This is a genomic window from Ruegeria sp. G5 (assembly GCF_056533365.1).
In genome coordinates, this window is record NZ_JBQFOK010000002.1 from 432849 (window position 1) to 451473 (window position 18625).

Below are 18625 nucleotides of genomic sequence, written 5' to 3' on the forward strand. Positions count from 1 at the left end.
GCGGCAAAACCAGTTATGACAGGCGAGTTCGGATCATCATGGTAACAAGTCTATTTTCCCGCGTTGGGTTGTCGGTTGCAGCAGCGTCGCTGACCCTTCTTGCTGCGTGTGAAGAGCCCGAAGTCATCTTGCCCGGTGCGCGCGAAGACATACGCCCAGCCACGGACACAGAAACTGTCGAAAGAAGCGGATCCAAGCCTATAAGCCTGCCCGCGCAAACGGCAAATTCCAGCTGGCCGCAAAGCCCGGGGACACAGGCGTTCCGAACGACTCATGCCCAATTGCGGTCGGCACCGCAAAGGGTTTGGTCAGCCTCGATCGGGCAGGGGGATTCGCGCAAGCAAAGGATCACCGCAGAACCTGTCGTCGCTGATGGCTTGATCTACACTTTGGACTCCGCTGCGACTGTGTCCGCGACTTCTCTGCAAGGCCAACGGGTTTGGAGCGTGGACCTGATCCCGGCAACAGATAGTGAATCGGATGCGACAGGCGGTGGAATGGCGTATTCCAACGGCGTTCTCTATGTCTCATCCGGCTTTGGTCGCCTGACAGCGCTTGAAGGGAAAACCGGAGCCATTCGCTGGCAAAAGCGCCTGAATGCGACGGGCAGCGGTGCGCCTTTGGTCAATGGTGGCCTGTTGTATCTGGTTGCTGGGGATGAAACTGGCTGGGCCGTTGATATCACGGATGGCCGGATCGCCTGGCAAATTCAGGGCACACCCAGCGTTGGCAACGTCCTTGGCGCGCCGGCGCCAGTTATCGCATCTGAATTCTCGGTGTTCGCCTTTGGCTCGGGCGACGTGGCCGCAACCTTCCGTCAGGGCGGCATTCGCCGTTGGAACGCCTCTGTCGCCGGAGGACGCCGGGGTCGTGCTGCCGCGCAGATTGTGGACGTGACGGGTGGCCCGATGGTTGTTGGTGACACGATTTATATCGGTAACCACTCGGGCCGGACCGTGGCATTTGACAGCAGCTCGGGCGAGCGGCAATGGACCGCTGACGAAGGTGCGGTCGATACGGTTTGGCCGGCGGGGGGCAGCCTGTTCCAGATCAGTGATCGCAGCCAGCTTGTGCGTTTGGATGCTTCTGATGGTTCTGTAATCTGGGCGCAGGATTTGCCCGGCTTTATTAAGGACAAGCCGAACCGACGCGGACCGATCGTGGCACATTACGGTCCGATCTTGGCCGGAGGCCGAATTGTGCTGGCATCAAACGACGGATTTTTGCGTTTCTTCAATCCGGTCGATGGTACGTTGGTCAATCAGGTCGAAGTGCCGGGCGGGGCGACCACCTCACCCGTGGTTGCAGGCCAGACACTGTACGTCGTATCGACCAAAGGTGATCTACACGCTTTCCGTTGACCACAAGATGCGCTAAAGGGCGCGTCTGAGTCTTGAAAGTTGAGTATCATGTCGCTGACCCTCGCTATCGTGGGGCGCCCAAACGTGGGCAAATCCACCCTGTTCAACCGCCTTGTCGGCAAACGTCTGGCTTTGGTCGACGATCAGCCCGGCGTGACGCGTGACTTGCGCGAGGGTGAGGGACGTCTGGGCGATTTGCGCTTTACCGCGATAGACACCGCAGGTTTGGAAGACGCCACTGATGACAGCCTGCAAGGCCGGATGCGTCGCCTGACTGAACGCGCGGTGGACATGGCGGATGTCTGCCTTTTCATGATCGACGCGCGGGTCGGCTTGACCCCCACGGATGAGATGTTCGCGGAAATTCTGCGCAAGCGGTCAAAGCACGTCATTCTGGCCGCCAACAAGGCTGAAGGATCAGCGGCGGACGCAGGCGTGCTCGAGGCCTATAACCTGGGTCTGGGTGAGCCCGTTCGTCTGTCGGGTGAACACGGCGAAGGGATGACGGACCTTTACACTCACCTGATGCCTTTGGCCGACGCCGCCGCCGAAAAGGCGCAGGAAGACGCGCCCGAAACCGATATCGAACTGGATGAAGATGGCGAGGGCGAAACGCCTTTGATCACCGCTGCCAAGCCTTTGCAGGTTGCAGTTGTGGGCCGACCGAACGCTGGCAAATCTACCTTGATCAACAAGATCATTGGTGAGGATCGTCTGTTGACCGGGCCCGAGGCCGGGATCACCCGCGACGCGATCAGCTTGCGTATCGATTGGGCCGATCCGGATGGTGAAAGCACCCCAATGCGGATTTTCGATACCGCTGGGATGCGAAAAAAAGCCAAAGTTCAGGAAAAGCTCGAAAAGCTGTCGGTCTCGGACGGGTTGCGCGCAGTGAAATTCGCCGAGGTTGTCGTTGTTTTGTTGGATGCCGCTATCCCGTTTGAGCAACAAGACCTAAGGATCGCAGACTTGGCCGAGCGTGAAGGCCGCGCCGTGGTTGTTGCGGTGAACAAGTGGGACATCGAAGAAGACAAGCAGGAAAAGCTGCGCGATCTGAAAGAATCCTTCGAGCGCCTGTTGCCGCAACTGCGCGGTGCGCCATTGGTCACGGTATCGGCGAAAACCGGGCGCGGGCTGGAACGTCTGCGCGCCGCGATCCTGCGGGCCCATGATGTCTGGAATCGTCGCGTGCCGACGGCGGCACTGAACCGTTGGTTGACCGCGATGCTGGAACAGCACCCGCCGCCAGCGCCGCAGGGCCGCCGGATCAAGCTGCGCTATATGACGCAGGCCAAAACCCGCCCGCCTGGCTTTGTTGTGATGTGTTCCCATCCCGACAAGATGCCGGAAAGCTACACGCGTTATCTGGTCAATGGTCTGCGCGAAGACTTTGATATGCCAGGTACGCCCATTCGCCTCACCCTACGGGGGCAGGGCGACAAGAACCCCTACAAGGGAAGGCGCAAGAAAAACGCAGGCGCGCTTGCCAAGCATCTCAAGGGTCGCGCGTAACTGCGCCAATTTTCAGCATTTTCGACCGGGGGGCGTGACAGCCCCCTTTCTGAGCGTTAGCATTCCAGTGTGTGCATTTGTTTTGTTGCACAGCGCTTGTATGCGGATTTTCCGCACCTAGTTTTGAATCATAAATTAACAGGACCATCGCGGGGAGCGGACTTGATGGATCTGAGGGAATACACGCGACAATATGCGGTACAGGACAATAGGCTTGCCGCGCTGAGCTATTTTGGAACCTTTGCGGTGTATTTCGCATCGCTGACGCTGGCGATTGCCTTCGTGAATCACTGGTACATCATGATTCCAGCCGGAATCGTTTTCGCGTTTTCGGCCGTTCGTCTTTATGTGCTGCAACATGACTGCGGCCACCATTCGCTGTTTGAGACCCGTCAGCAAAACGAATGGGCCGGGCGTGGGTTGTCTCCGTTCACGTTCGCGCCATTCGAGGTCATGAAACAGAACCACAACCTGCATCACTCTGGCATTGGCAATCTCGAGCATCGCGAAACCGGCGAGATTCACACGATGACCTTGCGCGAATGGAAAGAGGCGGATTGGAAGACCCGGTTGTTCTATCGCCTGTACCGCAATCCGTTCGTGCTTGTCCCGATCGGAGCGCTTTTCACATACTTCATCCGGTATCGCTGGCCGAAAAACACCGTTCGTTTTGGTGTCGCGGGTGTGTTGCTGCACAACCTGTCGATTGTCGTGTTCCTGGGGCTGCTCTACCTGATCGCGGGCACAACTGGCGTTTTGGTGTGGCTGGTGTTTTCGTTTGTCGGGGGGATGCTGGGCGTTTTCCTCGTATACCTTCAGCACAATTTTGAAGACACCTATTGGGATCGACGCCCGGATCTGGATCCCAAGATAGCAGCTTTACAGGGGTCTTCGGCGCTGGATTTTGGCTGGTGGTTCGACAACGCTGTGGCCTGCATTACCTTGCACGATATCCATCATTTCAATGCGCGCATCCCGTCTTACCGATTGCGTGCATGCCACTATAACCTGCCGCCGGAGTTCACACCCAGACGCATCAAGTTTCCCGAGGCCATCGCGGCGCTGAACCTCAAGCTTTGGGACGAAGATACAAAGCGGCTGGTGCCATTTCCTAAAGAAGGGCATTCTGGTGACCTTGCACATAGCAGCTGAGGTACAGCGGCTTCCCTGACTTGAAGTCGCGTATATCTTGTGTATATACGTATTGGCAGAGAGACAACGAAAGGAATGAGAATGACCGCAGTAACCGATGTAAAAGGCGTGGGAGAGGCATTGGGCCAAGCGCTTGCGGCAAACGGCTTTAAGACTGCCGAAGCCGTTGCCAAGGCAGCCCCAGCCGATCTGGTCAAGGTCCCACGCATCGGTGCTGCACGTGCGCCTTTGTTGATTGCGGCGGCCAAAGAAGCCATCGCATCCAAAACCACAGCTAAACCGACGGCGGCCAAACCCACCGCTCGCAAAGCGCCTGCCCGCAAACCTGCCGCGCGGAAAACCGTTGCAAGCGCCGCTGCCGAGAAGCGCGCGCAGGAAGCTGCGCGTAAAGCGGCCGAAGAAAAGGCCGCAGCAGAAGCTGCTGAAGCAAAAGCCAAAAAGAAAGCCAAGACCAAGGCTAAGGCGGAAAAAGCAGCTGAGAAACGGGCCGAGATGGAGGCCGTCTTTTCCAAAGCCAAGGACAAGGTGAAGGCCAAGGCCAAGAAAGACAAGAAATCCAAAAAGGACGACAAGTCCAAAGACAAAAAGAAAAAAGACGCGAAAAAAAGCGACAAGTCCAAAGATAAAAAGAAAGACAAGAAAAAAGCGAAGAAGTAACCCTTCCTCGCTTTCGGTTCTCGTTAAGCCGGTGTCGCGATCCGCGAGCCGGCTTATTTATGTCAGTGTCCCATCTACCTGCAGAGTCAGTTTGCCACCCAGATAGGGGCTGAGTACTTCGGGCAAGGTAACGGTGCCATCGGCGTTCTGGCCGTTCTCCAATACTGCGATCAGGCAGCGACCGACAGCCAATCCCGACCCGTTCAGCGTATGCACATATTCCGGTTTGCCGCCACCTTCGGGCCGGAACCGTGCGTTCATGCGGCGGGCCTGGAAATCACCACAGGTCGAGACAGAGCTGATCTCGCGGTAGGTGTTTTGGCCGGGCAACCACGCTTCGATGTCGAACGTGCGGCGTGCGCCGAAGCCCATATCACCCGTGCACAGGATTACTGTGCGATAGGGGATACCCAGCTTTTCCAGAATACCTTCGGCGCAGCGCAGCATGCGTTTCTGCTCGTCGTCCGAGTTGTCAGGATGCGTGACCGAGACCATCTCGACCTTCTCAAACTGGTGCTGCCGCAGCATCCCGCGGGTGTCTTTACCCGCGCTGCCCGCCTCGGACCGGAAGCACAGGGAATGCGCGGTATAGCGGCGGGGCAGGTAGCTTTCCTCAATCAACGTGTCGTTGACGATATTGGTCAGCGAGACCTCGGACGTTGGAATCAGCCACCAACCTTCGCGGGTCTGATAGCTGTCCTCGCCGAATTTCGGCAGCTGGCCGGTGCCCTGCATCATCTCGGACAGAACCAGAACCGGGCCATTCACCTCGGTCAGGTCGTTTTCGTTGATATGCGTGTCCAGCATGAACTGCGCCAGCGCGCGGTGGATGCGCGCAACGCCGCCGGACAGCAGCACAAAGCGCGAGCCAGAGAGTTTGGCTGCTGTTTCGAAGTCCATGCCATCCTGAACAGCTTGGATTTCAAAATGCTCTTTCGGTTCAAAGTCCAGCTCGCGCGGGGTGCCCCAGCGGTTGACCTCGACATTGTCGTTTTCATCTGCGCCTTCGGGCACATCGTCTGCGGGCAGGTTTGCAATGCGGATCAGTTGATCCGCAAGCAGCGCGTCCAGATCCTTGGCCTCAGTCTGCATTTGCGCGATCTCGGCCTTTTTCTCGGCCACCAATGCGCGAAGGCGCTCGAACTCGGCCTCATCACCGCGCCCTTTGGCGGCGCCGACCTCTTTGCTGGCCTTGTTCTGTTCGGCTTGCGCGGTTTCAGCGGCCAGAATCTTTGCACGGCGACTTTCGTCCAGCCGCAGCAGGTCTGACGACACCGGCGCGTCCCCACGGCGCGCAAGGGCGGCGTCGAAGGCGGCAGGGTTTTCGCGAATGGCGCGGATGTCGTGCATGGTTCAGATCCTTAAATGCGTGAATCACTGAGACCGCTTATGCACCATCTGAAAGGCGGGGTGTAGCACCGGTTACGACTTATCCGCATCCCCGTGCGTTTCATGCGCCAGATGGCCATCCCATTCCTCGGCTGGGATCTTAGGCTCGGCCGGATCCGCGATGTAAGAGGGGGTCATGATCTGCACGTTATTCTCATTGAACACAGCCACGATGTTGCGATGCAGGTCCGAGCGAATTTTCGGAATTATGCTGCCCCGCGTGGTGTAACCGTTGATCTGATAGTTGATCGCGTAATCGGCCAAAGCGGTCCACAGAACAAAGGGTTCAGGCTTGGCCTTAATCCCTTTGGTGCGTTGTGCGGCCTCAATCAGCATAGCCTCGACTTTTTCAGGCGGCTCTTCATATCCAATGCCAACGGTCGTGTGTAGCAACAACCCGCTACCATCTGTTTTCTTTGAGAAATTCACCACGTCCGAGTTCATAAGCTGGGCGTTCGGGATCGAAATCAGCTCGTTCTTGATGGACTTGAGGTGCGTCTCCATCAGCTTGATCTGAACAACGTCCCCGATATGGTCGCCGATCTGTATGCGATCGCCGATAGAGGTCGATCGGCGATAGATCACGAACAAACCAGCCAGCATATTGGATACGACCGAGTTTGCGCCAAGCGACAGCATTGCGCCGACCAGAATGGTCAGGCCTTGAAACGCTGCGGAATCCGAACCCGGAATATAGGGAACCGCGAATACAAGCGCGATCAGGATGATCACGACGCGGGCTATGTTGAACGTGGGGTTGACCCAGTGGCTTTCGAAATCCGACATCTCAAAGGTCCCGGCCTCAACCGCGTCAAAAAAGACGCGCATCCCTTTGATGACGTACATCGTGATCCACGTGATCAGGGCCAGCATGATGAGATTCGGGAAATAGCTGATCACGCCTTTGAAGATCAGCAGAACCGGTTCGGTCAGATAGGTTAGCAGCAGTTGGGCGAAGTACCGCGTCTCGGCGAATGCCAAAAGGACGAAGGACAGATAGTAATAAAACCCAAGAAAGAAGACGACCAGCAGCACGAAGTTCAACCCGTAGCGGATCAGTGCTGCAATGGCTTCGGCTTGAACATGCTTTGCCGTCGCGGTTTCTACGTCTTTCAGGTAGCGCTGAACAAACCGGAGCGTTCTTCGGCGTACACGGCGATGCAGCCAGAATATGAGCACGATGAACAAGGCAAAGCCAATCGTCCATGCCAGAGCTTCGATTGCGCCTGACACCCGGGCCTGATCGGTTCTGTTCGCGCGGTAGGAAACGATCGCCGTTTCGATCGCTTCGCCATGCAAAAAGCTGAGAACGTCCAGCTCCATCTGGTCCAGTTCGGCATCCGCTTCGGTGACAATAGAAACAGCGTTGCCGTCCACCAGAATGCGCGTTCCCAGTTCCGTTTCTTCATAAGTGACAGTGACGCTCGGGTCGTCTGACGCTTCGGCGGCCTCGATGATGTTGCTTTGAACGGTCTCCGCCCGCTCAGACGCTGGCAGCGCGCTGGACCCGCGAAGGAAAAACAACATGTCCCCGTCGACAATGACGGGGGCCTTGAAGGTTTCGGATTGCTCGGGGCTTTCTTCGGTAGGCGCTTCCGCTTCCTGCGCCATGACCGGGCCCGCCAAAAGAGCCAGCCAAAGGGCTGCGATCAGAAAACGGATAAGCGAGCCAAGGTTTTGAAAAGTCTGTGTCATTGAGCCCTCTTTGACCCGACTATATCCAACAAAGCGCATGTTCCTAGGACTTTACTGCAACGATTGGACAAATCTTTCTGCATTACGCGGCAATCGTTGAAAAAACCTGTGTCGGCTTTCCTTGCAAACAGGCGGTTCTAAGCATAGGTTCTCGCAAAATTTGCGGAGCTATCCGCAGCCTCAAACCAAAAGGAATATCCCATGGAAGGTGGCGCAATCGCCCAGTTTCTCCCGCTGATCCTGATCTTCGCGATCATGTATTTTTTGCTGATCCGTCCGCAGCAGAAAAAGATGAAGGAACATCAGGCCATGGTTGAGGCCGTGCGCCGGGGCGATCAAGTGGTCACCCAGGGTGGCTTGATCGGAAAAGTGTCCAAGGTCAAAGAAGGCGAGAATGAGATTGAGGTCGAGCTTGCCGAAAACGTCAAGGTTCGTGTGGTCAAATCGACCATTGCGCAGGTTCTTAACAAGACCGAGCCCGCGAAATAACTTCGCGCCACAATCCCTTGAAAAGGCAGGGTAATGCTGCAAATTGATACCTGGAAGCGGGTTCTGATCTGGGCGGTCTGCGTGATCGGTCTGCTGATGGCCCTGCCGAACGCTTTCTATACGCGGGTCGAGCAATCGAATGACGCGAAAGCTGCAATCGAACTTGGCATCGACACGCCTGAAATGCAGGCAGAGGCCGGTTTGTGGCCAAACTGGATGCCGTCATCTCTGGTAAACTTGGGTCTGGACCTGCGCGGAGGCGCGCATTTGCTGGCTGAGGTCAAGGTCGGTGATGTCTACGAATCCCGTATGGATGCGATGTGGCCCGAAATCCGCGATGCCCTGCGGGATGAGCGCGGTACGGTGGGTACGATCCGCCGTCAGGACTCGGCCCCCGATGAGATTCGTGTCCGCATCAGCCAACCCGAAGGGATGTCGCGCGCGCTGGAAGTTGTGCGCGGTCTGGCCCGTCAGGTTCAAACACTGACCGGAGTAGGGGCAACAGATATCGAAGCGCGCGCGGATGGCGATACCATCGTGGTGCAACTGTCTGAGGCTGAAAAGCTTGCATCCGATGACCGGACCGTACGTCAATCCCTTGAGATCATCAGGCGCCGTATTGACGAAGTAGGAACGCGTGAGCCAACGATCCAACGTCAGGGTACAGATCGCATACTGATCCAGGTGCCGGGTATTGGCAGCGCCGGTGAATTGAAAGAGATCATCGGAACAACGGCGCAGCTTACCTTTAACCCGGTCGTTGGACGCGGAACCGACCCGGATGCTATTGCGGGCGTGGGGGAAAAAGTTGTCCCGTCGATCGACGAGAACGGTGTTTTCTACACGCTGGAATCAGCGCCCGTCGTGACCGGAGAAGAGCTGGTCGATGCTCAACCCGCCTTTGACCAAAATGGGCGCCCGGCCGTCAACTTCAGGTTCAACACCTCTGGTGCGCGTAAATTCGGTGATTATACGCTCGAAAACATTGGTGCGCCTTTTGCCATCGTACTGGATGACGAGGTCATTTCCGCACCTGTAATCCAAAGCCATATCCCCGGCGGGTCCGGGATCATCACAGGCAACTTCACTGTCGAGGAAAGCACCAATCTGGCTGTTCTGTTGCGCGCCGGGGCATTGCCCGCAGGGCTTGAGTTCCTTGAAGAACGCACAATCGGTCCAGAGCTTGGGCAAGACAGCATCGACGCCGGTAAGGTTGCCACGATTGTCGCCTTTGTCGCTGTGCTGGTCTTTATGGGACTCAGCTATGGTCTGTTCGGTGTTTTTGCCAACATTGCGTTGATCCTGAACGTGGGCCTTCTGTTTGGTCTGCTTTCGTTGATTGGCGCGACGCTGACGTTGCCGGGCATTGCCGGGATCGTCTTGACGGTCGGTATGGCTGTGGACGCCAACGTGCTGATCTTTGAGCGTATTCGCGAGGAACTGAAGTCTGCCAAAGGCCCGGCACGTGCAATCGAACTGGGTTATGAAAAAGCTTTGTCGGCCATTTTGGACGCGAACGTGACCACGTTCATCACCGCGACGATCCTGTTTGCTATGGGCAGTGGCCCGGTGCGGGGTTTTGCCATCACTCTTGGCTTGGGTATTCTGACCTCGGTCTTCACAGCGATCTTCGTGACGCGTCTGATGATCGTAACCTGGTTCGAACGCCGCCGCCCGAAAACCATCGAGGTTTGACATGAGACTGAAACTCGTACCGCAAGAAACCTCGTTCGATTTTTTTAGCCGCTGGAAAGTATGGCTGGGCATTTCGGGCCTGATGATGGTGATCGCCTTCACGTCGTTCATGCTGCAAGGGCTGAATTTTGGTATCGACTTTCGGGGCGGCACCACAATTCGGACCCAAAGCACGCAAGAGATTGACGTAGGCGTCTATCGCGTCGCAATCGCACCGCTGGAGTTGGGTGATGTGACCATCACCGAGATTTTTGATCCGACCTTCGGCGAAGACGAAAACGTAGCCATGATCCGTATTCAGGCTCAGGCTGATGCCGAGTCCGTCTCGGCAGCGACGGTCACCGCAGTCGAAGAGGCGTTGCAGGTCGCAGTACCTGATATTCAGTTCGTGTCAGTCGAATCCGTTGGCCCCAAAGTGTCAGGTGAGTTGATCCAGACCGCTGTAATCGCTGTGGTTTTGGCAATTGGTGCTGTGCTTGTGTACATCTGGTTGCGCTTTGAATGGCAATTTGCCCTGGGGGCTGTGGCCGCGCTGGTGCATGACGTTATCCTGACCATAGGCATCTTCTCAGAGCTGCAAATTCGGTTCGACCTAGCCATCATCGCGGCGCTGCTGACCATTGTGGGGTATTCGTTGAACGATACCGTGGTGGTCTTTGACCGTGTGCGAGAGAACCTACGGAAATACAAAAAGAAAGACCTCAAAGAGGTTTTGAACATCTCGATCAACGAAACCCTTAGCCGGACGGTGATGACCTCGGTCACGACACTGCTGGCGCTGATCTCGCTTTATATACTGGGTGGAGATGTGATCCGTGGTTTCGTCTTTGCGATGATCTGGGGTGTGATCGTTGGCACGTATTCGTCGGTCTTCGTGGCGTCGACGATCCTGCTGTGGCTGGGTGTCAAACGCGATTGGTCCAAGCCGTCGAACACGGCGGGCAACCAGTTCGCCAATATCGATGCCTGATATTTTCGGCCAGTCCCCTATGGGGCTGGCCATCATTGTTTCGGCCGCCTTTCTGGGTGGCATCGTACGCGGCTTTTCCGGCTTTGGTACCGCACTGATTTTCCTTCCTATCGCGACACCGTTTCTAGGCCCGTTTGGCGCGCTGATCGGCCTGACCATCATGGATATCTTTGGGCCACTGCCAAACCTGCGCCGTGCATGGCGCGATGTAAACAAAGCAGACTTGGCAAGACTGGTTGGAGGCTGTGCAATTGTGTTGCCCATTGGGCTGTGGGTGCTGACGATGGTTGACGCGAATGTCTTTCGGTATGCCGTCAGCCTACTGGCGTTCTTCATGCTTGCCATTCTGATCCTTGGGCTTCGGTATCACGGCCATGTTGGCCGGGCGATGGTTACCGGCATCGGTTTTGCGGCTGGTTTTCTGGGCGGTGTTGCCGGGCTGCCGGGGCCTGCTGTCATCCTGTTTTATATGTCACGTCCACTGCCTGTTGCGGTTATTCGGGCCACCATTCTGCTGTTTCTGTTTGCCTTTGATTTTCTGCTGCTAGGATACCTTACCGGCATGAGCCGCGTTACATGGGCTGCAGTTGGCTTGGGGTTGCTATTGGCGGTGCCCAACCTTGCAGGCAATTTGCTGGGCGGTTGGCTGTTCGATCCAAATCGCGAAAAACTTTATCGCGCGGCGGCCTATGTGGCGATTGCGCTTGCGGCCTTGTCGGGCCTGCCGCTTTGGGGATAAAACGCACCCATGCGCCTGAATGAGATCACATATAACAACGCTGTCCCGGTGGATGGTTACGGCCCCGGCTTCTTTCGTATCGGGGGCGAGGTATTTGATGGCGCCGTCCTTACCGGCCCGACTGGAACAACCTCGTGGAGCGGCTATGGAGACAGCGCCACACTGCTGGACCTTGTCGATCACATCGACGTCTTGTTCGTCGGAACCGGCAAAGAACTCACCCACATTCCGGCCCCGTTGCGATCCACGCTGGAAGAGGCCGGCATTGGTGTTGAGATCATGAATTCTCCTGCAGCGTGCCGGACCTATAATGTCCTGTTATCCGAGGGGCGACGCGTTGCATTGGCGCTGATCCCTGTTTGAAAACCGGTGTGTTGATCTGCGAAAACATCAATGCAGTGGTCGTTGTCTCGGCTTCGTATGACCTTTCCAGATGTCAAAGGCTTGCTTCAAGGCCCGAACCCTCTGCGGCAATTCCGACCTTTTGCCCGCACGTACAATCCGTTAAGCGGGCTGCATGACACTGACCGTAACCGATCTGGCCATCGCCCGAGGGGGCGTTCCTGTGCTCGAAGGGCTCAGCTTTACGTTAGATGCCGGGCGTGCCCTGATCCTGCGGGGGCCAAATGGTATCGGCAAGACAACGCTGTTGCGCACGCTCGCGGGGCTGCAACCTCCGATCGCGGGGCAGATCGATGGCGCAGAGGATCAAATCGCTTATGCGTCACACTCTGACGGGCTGAAACCAACCTTGACCGTGGCTGAAAACCTCAGCTTTTGGGCGGCGGTGTTCGGCACGGATAATATCCAGCCCGCTGTTGATGCCTTTGCATTGAACGATCTGGTGGATCGTCATGCAGGTAATCTGTCTGCGGGGCAGAAGCGTCGCTTGGGGCTTGCAAGGATGCTTGTAACCGGGCGCCCGATCTGGATGCTGGATGAACCCACGGTGTCGCTGGATAAAAGTGCGGTGCAAATGTTCGCGAACGCTGTGCGCGCGCATCTGGGGCAGGGGGGATCCGCCTTGATCGCCACGCATATTGATCTGGGACTGGACGGAGAGGTTCTGGACGTTGGCCCTAACAAGGCCAAGCCCAAACCCATTGATGATTTCGACGGAGGCTTTCTGTGATTGCCTTGTTGCTGCGCGATCTCAAACTGGCCTTCCGCGCAGGTGGAGGGTTTGGCCTGGGTCTGGCGTTCTTTCTGATCGTTACTGTTCTGGTGCCATTCTCGGTTGGCCCGCAATCCTCTCTGTTGTCGACGATCGCGCCCGGCGTGCTTTGGCTGGGCGCGCTGCTGGCGTGCCTGCTGTCGCTTGATCGTCTTCTGGCACTGGATTGGGAGGACGGCTCGCTTGATCTGTTGGCGACAGCTCCGTTGCCGTTGGAAGCCGTTGTAACGATCAAGGCGCTTGCGCACTGGCTTACGACGGGGCTGCCATTGGTTTTGGCTGCACCGTTCCTTGGCGTTCTGCTGAACCTGCCGGTCCCCGGCTTTTTCTGGCTGGTGATATCTCTGCTGATAGGTACTCCGGCGATGAGCGTGATTGGAACCTTTGGTGCCGCCCTGACCGTGGGCCTGAAACGCGGAGGCCTGCTGCTGTCCCTTCTGGTTCTGCCGCTATACGTACCGACACTGATCTTTGGGGCAGAGGTCGCGCGCCGTGGTGCGACCGGAATGGAAACACAGACCCCTTTGCTGATGCTGGCGGGGATAACGGCGGCGACGATCGCGCTGTTGCCATTCGCCAGCGCCACCGTTTTGCGTATCAACCTTCGGTGACGTTCTCTAAGATTGACCGAGGTCAATTGAGAACGCGCCCGACTCGGACTAGATAAGGCCTATGTCTATCGCAGCTAAAGCCAACGCCCTTTGGGAATACGCCAACCCGCGCAAGTTCCTTGCGACCAGTGAACGCGTCATGCCGTTCTTCTGGATTACGTCCATTGCATGCATTGTCGTGGGGCTGGTGTGGGGGTTCTTCTTTACGCCGGATGACTACAAACAGGGTTCGACCGTAAAGATCATCTACCTGCACGTCCCTTCGGCCCTGATGGCGATTAACTGTTGGCTGATGATGCTGGCGACCTCGCTGGTGTGGCTGGTGCGTCGTCACCATGTCAGTGCATTGGCTGCTCGTGCTGCGGCACCCATTGGTATCGTGATGACGCTAATCGCGCTGGCGACGGGTGCAATTTGGGGCCAGCCGATGTGGGGTACATGGTGGGCCTGGGATCCGCGCCTGACGTCATTTCTGATTTTGTTCCTGTTTTACCTTGGCTACGTGGCCCTGTGGGAAGCCATCGAAGATCCGGACACGGCTGCTGATCTGACTTCGGTTTTATGTTTGGTGGGATCGGTCTTTGCGATCCTGAGCCGCTATGCGGTGAACTTCTGGAACCAAGGGCTCCATCAAGGCGCATCGGTGATGCGCGCGGCTGCTGTTACCGGTACGGATACCGAAGAAAAAGTCAGCAACATATTCTTCTATCCGCTGCTGGTGTGCATCATCGGGTTCGTTCTGCTGTTCATTGCGTTAGTATTGTACCGCACAGGAACCGAGATCCGCGCTCGTCGAATCAAGGCGTTGCTTGCACGTGAAAGGGTAAACGGATGATGCCTGATCTGGGAAAATATGCTGATACAGTTTTGTGGTCTTACGTCATTTCGATCGGGCTCTTGGTGGCGCTGATCGTCTTCAGTGTTCTGCGTGGCCGCAAAGTACGAGGCGAAATGGAAAAGGTCGAAGAACGGATGACACGCAATGGCTAAAATCTCGCCCCTGATGATTGCGCCGCCGCTGATCTTTGGCGCCTTTGCCGTTTTGGCCGGGATCGGCATGTTCCGGGATGACCCCGATGCGTTGCCATCGGCGCGCGAAGGCCAACCTGCGCCGCCAGTCGTACTGACCGAGTTTGCAGGCAGGCCAAGTTTCGACGATGCGACGCTGCGCGATGGCGAGGTCAAGCTGGTGAACTATTGGGCCAGTTGGTGCGCGCCCTGCAGGGTCGAGCATCCAAATCTTCAAGCCCTGTCTGATGAGGGCATTCCGGTTTATGGCATCAACTACAAAGACCAACTCGCAAACGCAGAATCCTTCCTGACGGAACTTGGCGATCCTTACGAGGGAATTGGTCGTGATGAACAGGGCCGGATGGGGCTTGATTGGGGTGTTTATGGCATGCCCGAAACCTACGTCGTTGACGGGGAAGGAACGATCATCTTACGCTTCGCGGGCCCCGTTACCCAGCGCGTGATCGAAAGCACGATCCGCCCGGCGCTGGAAAAAGCGGCCAATTAATGCGGTAGGGCTGTCTTCAGATGGAAGATGCTGGCTTTTTGAATGATCTGGTCACGATTACCCGTTTAGGGGTCGTGACCGTTTTGCTTTGGGCGGGCACTCGGGTCTGGGAAGTTGTGCTTAAAGCCAAACAGCGTCGGGATGACCGGAATGCCCTGTTGCGCGCCCTGTTTGCCGAGGTGGACTTCAACACCAATGATCTGACGCGATTTTTGGAAACAGCCCCGGCTTTGACCTTGTTTGAAAAGCTGTTCGAAAAAGACAGCTATATTCCGCATGTCACGGACGCACGCCATACGGATGTTTACAGGTCTGGCATTCGCGAATTGCATTTTCTCGAAGATGACCTGATCTCAGAGTTTGTGAAATTCTATGGTGGTCTTGAAAAAATCCGGACGCAAATCGAAGGTTTGCACAAACCGAGCTTCCTTGAGATATCAGTTGCCGGAAAAGTGGGGACGATTCGCGGCCTTTACGATACCTGCAGTGCCTGCGAGGGCACCGGAAAAAGCATCCTTTCACGGATGGAGCGCAAATACTCGGATCTCAAATTAAAAAGGCGCCCGGAACGGATGTTCGGGCACCTGGACGGTGACGAGGGTGACTTGAAAGCCAGATTAGCGGCTTTGACGTCAAACCTGGATCGGATCAGGGCCAATACGCATGATTCATAATCTCCTCTGTGTGACCAATATATAAGGCCGCTTTTGCCTATTTTCAAGTTAATGCGGCGGCTCGGGCACGCTTTGCAAAAACGCGGTGCGGTATAGGCACATCAGAGAAAATCGCGTTTCTGCGACGTAAATTCAAGGGCATTTCAGAGTGCCGGTTTCCATTCCCAACCGTACGCAGGAAAAGGGCACATGTGATATGTGCCCTTTTGTGCTGTTTCAGCCCGCCTTGGCCAGATTACGCAATACGTAATGAAGCACGCCGCCGTTTTCGATGTACTCGATCTCGGGTGCTGTATCGATCCGGCACTTCAGGGTGATGGTTTTTTCGGTGCCGTCCCCATAGACGATTGTACAGGGCACTTCCTGCAAGGGCTGGATTGTGTCGAGACCGTGGATCGAAACGGTTTCATCCCCCTTCAAACCTAACGACTTGCGCGTGTCGCCACCCGTGAACTCAAACGGAATCACACCCATACCGACCAGGTTCGAACGGTGGATACGCTCGAAGCTTTCGGCGATAACCGCTTTGACACCCAGCAGCGCAGTTCCCTTGGCTGCCCAGTCCCTGGAAGACCCGGCACCGTATTGCTCGCCACCAAAGACGACCAGCGGCGTGCCTTGTTCCTGATAGGCCATGGACGCGTCGTAGATCGAAGTCTGTGCGCCAACCGGTCCCTTGGTATAGCCGCCTTCGACGCCGTCCAGCATTTCGTTCTTGATGCGGATATTGGCAAAGGTGCCGCGCATCATGACCTCGTGATTGCCGCGGCGCGAACCGTAAGAGTTGAACTCGCGCGGCTGGACCTGACGTTCGATCAGATACTGGCCGGCCGGAGAAGTGGTTGCAAAAGACCCAGCGGGCGAGATGTGGTCGGTCGTGACCATGTCGCCCAGAATCGCCAGAACCTTGGCGCCTTCGATGTTGGTGATTGTGCCCGGCTCGGGGCCCATTCCCTGAAAGTAAGGCGGGTTCTGGATATAGGTCGAGGTCGGCGGCCAGTCATAGGTTTCGGCATCCGTGGTTTCCACCGATTGCCATTTCTCGTCGCCTTTGAACACGTCCGCATATTTCGACTGGAACGCCTCGCGCGTTACAGTGGCCTCGACCAAATCGGCGATTTCTTTTTGGGTGGGCCAGATGTCCTTCATGAAGACGTCATTGCCGTCCTTATCTTGTCCAATCGGTTCCGATGTCACGTCGATATCCATCGTACCGGCCAGAGCATAGACAACCACCAAAGGCGGAGACGCCAAGTAGTTGGCACGTACATCTGGCGAAATCCGCCCTTCGAAGTTGCGGTTGCCCGACAGAACCGAAGTGGCGACCAGATCGCCTTCGGCAATCGCTTCGGACAGTTCCTTCTGGATCGGGCCCGAGTTACCAATACAGGTCGTGCAGCCATAGCCAACAAGATTAAAGCCAATTTTGTCCAGATCTTCCTGCAGACCTGCGGCCTCAAGATAGGCCGAAACAACCTGCGATCCTGGCGCGAGTGAGGTCTTGACCCAAGGCTTGCGATCCAGACCCAGCGCAGCGGCCTTACGTGCCACCAGACCTGCGCCGATCATCACGTATGGGTTCGACGTGTTCGTACATGACGTAATCGAAGCGATCACAACCTTGCCCGAATCCAGTGTGTAGTCCTCGCCTTTGACTGCAACCTCTTTGCCCATCGGACGTTTGAAGGTTTCGGCCATTTCCTTTGTAAAGGCGGCCTTGGCATCCGTTAGTGCAACATAATCCTGCGGACGTTTCGGCCCCGAGATGGCGGGTACGATAGTGCCCATATCCAGCGAAAGGGTGTCGGTGTAGATCGGCGCGTAGTTCTCATCCCGCCAAAAGCCGTTCTCTTTTGCATAGGCTTCGACCAGAGCCAACCGATCTTCATCGCGGCCGGTATTGCGCATGTAGCGCAGGGTTTCACCGTCGATTGGGAAGAACCCGCAGGTCGCGCCGTATTCGGGGGCCATGTTGGCAATAGTTGCGCGGTCAGCCAGCGGCAGACGGTCCAGGCCCTCGCCGTAGAATTCAACAAATTTACCAACCACGCCCTTTTCGCGCAGCATTTCGACGACCTTCAACACCAGGTCGGTGCCGGTGGTGCCTTCGACCATCGCGCCGGTTAACTCAAAGCCCACAACCTCGGGGATCAGCATCGAGATAGGCTGACCCAGCATCGCGGCCTCAGCCTCAATGCCGCCGACGCCCCAGCCCAGAACAGCCATGCCGTTAACCATGGTGGTGTGGCTGTCCGTGCCGACCAGCGTGTCGGGATAGGCGACTTCTTCGCCGTTCTGATCTGTGTCCGTCCAAACCGTTTGGGCCAGATATTCCAGGTTCACCTGGTGGCAGATACCGGTGCCGGGGGGGACAACACGGAAATTGTTGAACGCGCTCTGACCCCACTTCAGGAACTGATACCGTTCCATGTTGCGCTCATACTCGCGGTCCACGTTCATCTGGAACGCGCGCGGGTTGCCGAATTCGTCGATCATGACCGAGTGGTCGATGACCAGATCTACCGGGTTCAGCGGGTTGATCTTTTGTGCGTCGCCGCCCAGCCCCTTGATCCCATCCCGCATCGCGGCAAGGTCCACCACGGCCGGAACTCCGGTGAAATCCTGCATCAGCACGCGGGCAGGGCGGTACGCGATCTCGCGCGGGTTTTTTCCACCATTCGCACCCCATTCGGCGAAGGCCTTGATATCGTCGACCGAGACCGAAAAACCTGCATCTTCGAAACGCAGCATGTTCTCGAGCACCACTTTCAACGCGGCTGGCAGTTTCGAGAAATCACCTAGTCCAGCTTCTTGCGCCGCGGGAATCGAATAATAGGCAATGGTTTTTCCGTTCACGCTCAGGCTGCGGCGTGTTTTGGCGGTGTCCTGTCCGACTGTAATGGGCATGTAATGGCCTCCCTCTCAAATAACTTGGATAGTGGGGTTCGCTGAGTGATATCTGCATCACGCAAGCCTTTGTTTCAAGGT

General features: G+C 56.6%; 18 protein-coding genes. 15 read left to right on the forward strand and 3 right to left on the reverse strand.

The window, feature by feature from the left end; translation table 11 throughout:
- Positions 1-38: 38 nt before the first annotated feature.
- The 4 genes from ACR0BD_RS05235 to ACR0BD_RS05250 all read left to right on the forward strand — a co-directional run bounded on the left by ACR0BD_RS05235 (position 39) and on the right by ACR0BD_RS05250 (position 4682).
- Positions 39-1361 (forward strand): PQQ-like beta-propeller repeat protein, encoded by a 1323-nt coding sequence (locus ACR0BD_RS05235; RefSeq protein WP_480829249.1) that lies wholly within the window; start codon positions 39-41, stop codon positions 1359-1361.
- Positions 1362-1409: 48 nt separating this feature from the next.
- Positions 1410-2873 (forward strand): ribosome biogenesis GTPase Der, encoded by a 1464-nt coding sequence (gene der / locus ACR0BD_RS05240; RefSeq protein WP_480829250.1) that lies wholly within the window; start codon positions 1410-1412, stop codon positions 2871-2873.
- A 165-nt stretch (positions 2874-3038) separates the two neighbouring features.
- Positions 3039-4025, forward strand: a complete 987-nt coding sequence (locus ACR0BD_RS05245) for a fatty acid desaturase (RefSeq protein ID WP_480829252.1) — start codon at positions 3039-3041, stop codon at positions 4023-4025.
- Between the two features lie 81 nt (positions 4026-4106).
- Positions 4107-4682 (forward strand): helix-hairpin-helix domain-containing protein, encoded by a 576-nt coding sequence (locus ACR0BD_RS05250; RefSeq protein ID WP_480694156.1) that lies wholly within the window; start codon positions 4107-4109, stop codon positions 4680-4682.
- Between the two features lie 57 nt (positions 4683-4739).
- Here the strand turns inward: ACR0BD_RS05250 and serS are convergent, their stop codons facing one another.
- Both serS and ACR0BD_RS05260 read right to left on the reverse strand, forming a co-directional pair.
- Positions 4740-6032, reverse strand: coding sequence for a serine--tRNA ligase (serS, locus tag ACR0BD_RS05255; protein WP_480829253.1), 1293 nt, complete (start codon positions 6030-6032; stop codon positions 4740-4742).
- Between the two features lie 72 nt (positions 6033-6104).
- Positions 6105-7766 (reverse strand): mechanosensitive ion channel family protein, encoded by a 1662-nt coding sequence (locus tag ACR0BD_RS05260; RefSeq protein WP_480694152.1) that lies wholly within the window; start codon positions 7764-7766, stop codon positions 6105-6107.
- A 201-nt stretch (positions 7767-7967) separates the two neighbouring features.
- On the opposite strand from ACR0BD_RS05260, the gene yajC reads away from it, so the two are divergent.
- From yajC to ACR0BD_RS05315, 11 genes are all read left to right on the forward strand, one after another.
- Positions 7968-8255 carry a preprotein translocase subunit YajC gene (yajC, locus tag ACR0BD_RS05265; protein ID WP_170325331.1) on the forward strand — a complete coding sequence of 96 codons (288 nt, stop codon included), beginning with the start codon at positions 7968-7970 and terminating at the stop codon, positions 8253-8255.
- Positions 8256-8288: 33 nt separating this feature from the next.
- The gene (gene secD, locus ACR0BD_RS05270) at positions 8289-9950 is read left to right on the forward strand and encodes a protein translocase subunit SecD (RefSeq protein ID WP_480694150.1); all 1662 of its coding nucleotides are present in this window, start codon (positions 8289-8291) and stop codon (positions 9948-9950) included.
- A 1-nt stretch (position 9951) separates the two neighbouring features.
- Positions 9952-10920: a protein translocase subunit SecF gene (gene secF, locus ACR0BD_RS05275; protein WP_480829254.1), complete on the forward strand. Its 969-nt coding sequence runs from the start codon at positions 9952-9954 to the stop codon at positions 10918-10920.
- Positions 10913-11659, forward strand: a complete 747-nt coding sequence (locus ACR0BD_RS05280) for a TSUP family transporter (protein WP_480829255.1) — start codon at positions 10913-10915, stop codon at positions 11657-11659. Before secF ends, ACR0BD_RS05280 begins: the two co-directional genes overlap by 8 nt.
- 9 nt (positions 11660-11668) lie before the next feature.
- The gene (locus ACR0BD_RS05285) at positions 11669-12022 is read left to right on the forward strand and encodes an Mth938-like domain-containing protein (RefSeq protein WP_480829257.1); all 354 of its coding nucleotides are present in this window, start codon (positions 11669-11671) and stop codon (positions 12020-12022) included.
- A 154-nt stretch (positions 12023-12176) separates the two neighbouring features.
- Entirely contained in the window at positions 12177-12791 is a 615-nt protein-coding gene (gene ccmA / locus ACR0BD_RS05290) for a heme ABC exporter ATP-binding protein CcmA (protein ID WP_480829258.1), read from the forward strand.
- Entirely contained in the window at positions 12788-13444 is a 657-nt protein-coding gene (ccmB, locus tag ACR0BD_RS05295; protein WP_480829260.1) for a heme exporter protein CcmB, read from the forward strand. The genes ccmA and ccmB overlap by 4 nt, the downstream gene beginning before the upstream one ends.
- A 61-nt stretch (positions 13445-13505) precedes the next feature.
- Entirely contained in the window at positions 13506-14279 is a 774-nt protein-coding gene (locus ACR0BD_RS05300; RefSeq protein ID WP_480694138.1) for a heme ABC transporter permease, read from the forward strand.
- Entirely contained in the window at positions 14276-14434 is a 159-nt protein-coding gene (gene ccmD / locus ACR0BD_RS05305) for a heme exporter protein CcmD (protein WP_480829261.1), read from the forward strand. The genes ACR0BD_RS05300 and ccmD overlap by 4 nt, the downstream gene beginning before the upstream one ends.
- Positions 14427-14963: a DsbE family thiol:disulfide interchange protein gene (locus tag ACR0BD_RS05310; RefSeq protein ID WP_480829262.1), complete on the forward strand. Its 537-nt coding sequence runs from the start codon at positions 14427-14429 to the stop codon at positions 14961-14963. The genes ccmD and ACR0BD_RS05310 overlap by 8 nt, the downstream gene beginning before the upstream one ends.
- Positions 14964-14983: 20 nt before the next feature.
- On the forward strand, positions 14984-15637 hold the full coding sequence (locus ACR0BD_RS05315) for a hypothetical protein (protein WP_480829263.1): 654 nt from the start codon (positions 14984-14986) through the stop codon (positions 15635-15637).
- Positions 15638-15853: 216 nt separating this feature from the next.
- Here ACR0BD_RS05315 and acnA read toward each other — a convergent pair whose 3' ends face one another.
- On the reverse strand, positions 15854-18544 hold the full coding sequence (gene acnA / locus ACR0BD_RS05320; protein ID WP_480829265.1) for an aconitate hydratase AcnA: 2691 nt from the start codon (positions 18542-18544) through the stop codon (positions 15854-15856).
- Positions 18545-18625 lie beyond the last annotated feature (81 nt).

What these genes read in the sequence shown, in the direction of transcription:
- serS (WP_480829253.1), bottom strand. Translation starts at nt 6,032, where the DNA reads ATGCACGACATCCGCGCCATTCGCGAAAACCCTGCCGCCTTCGACGCC.
- yajC (WP_170325331.1), top strand. Translation starts at nt 7,968, where the DNA reads ATGGAAGGTGGCGCAATCGCCCAGTTTCTCCCGCTGATCCTGATCTTC.
- ACR0BD_RS05315 (WP_480829263.1), top strand. Translation starts at nt 14,984, where the DNA reads ATGGAAGATGCTGGCTTTTTGAATGATCTGGTCACGATTACCCGTTTA.
- ACR0BD_RS05285 (WP_480829257.1), top strand. Translation starts at nt 11,669, where the DNA reads ATGCGCCTGAATGAGATCACATATAACAACGCTGTCCCGGTGGATGGT.
- ACR0BD_RS05260 (WP_480694152.1), bottom strand. Translation starts at nt 7,766, where the DNA reads ATGACACAGACTTTTCAAAACCTTGGCTCGCTTATCCGTTTTCTGATC.
- ACR0BD_RS05310 (WP_480829262.1), top strand. Translation starts at nt 14,427, where the DNA reads ATGGCTAAAATCTCGCCCCTGATGATTGCGCCGCCGCTGATCTTTGGC.
- ACR0BD_RS05245 (WP_480829252.1), top strand. Translation starts at nt 3,039, where the DNA reads ATGGATCTGAGGGAATACACGCGACAATATGCGGTACAGGACAATAGG.
- secD (WP_480694150.1), top strand. Translation starts at nt 8,289, where the DNA reads ATGCTGCAAATTGATACCTGGAAGCGGGTTCTGATCTGGGCGGTCTGC.
- ccmD (WP_480829261.1), top strand. Translation starts at nt 14,276, where the DNA reads ATGATGCCTGATCTGGGAAAATATGCTGATACAGTTTTGTGGTCTTAC.
- der (WP_480829250.1), top strand. Translation starts at nt 1,410, where the DNA reads ATGTCGCTGACCCTCGCTATCGTGGGGCGCCCAAACGTGGGCAAATCC.
- acnA (WP_480829265.1), bottom strand. Translation starts at nt 18,544, where the DNA reads ATGCCCATTACAGTCGGACAGGACACCGCCAAAACACGCCGCAGCCTG.
- secF (WP_480829254.1), top strand. Translation starts at nt 9,952, where the DNA reads ATGAGACTGAAACTCGTACCGCAAGAAACCTCGTTCGATTTTTTTAGC.
- ccmA (WP_480829258.1), top strand. Translation starts at nt 12,177, where the DNA reads ATGACACTGACCGTAACCGATCTGGCCATCGCCCGAGGGGGCGTTCCT.
- ACR0BD_RS05235 (WP_480829249.1), top strand. Translation starts at nt 39, where the DNA reads ATGGTAACAAGTCTATTTTCCCGCGTTGGGTTGTCGGTTGCAGCAGCG.
- ACR0BD_RS05280 (WP_480829255.1), top strand. Translation starts at nt 10,913, where the DNA reads ATGCCTGATATTTTCGGCCAGTCCCCTATGGGGCTGGCCATCATTGTT.
- ACR0BD_RS05300 (WP_480694138.1), top strand. Translation starts at nt 13,506, where the DNA reads ATGTCTATCGCAGCTAAAGCCAACGCCCTTTGGGAATACGCCAACCCG.
- ACR0BD_RS05250 (WP_480694156.1), top strand. Translation starts at nt 4,107, where the DNA reads ATGACCGCAGTAACCGATGTAAAAGGCGTGGGAGAGGCATTGGGCCAA.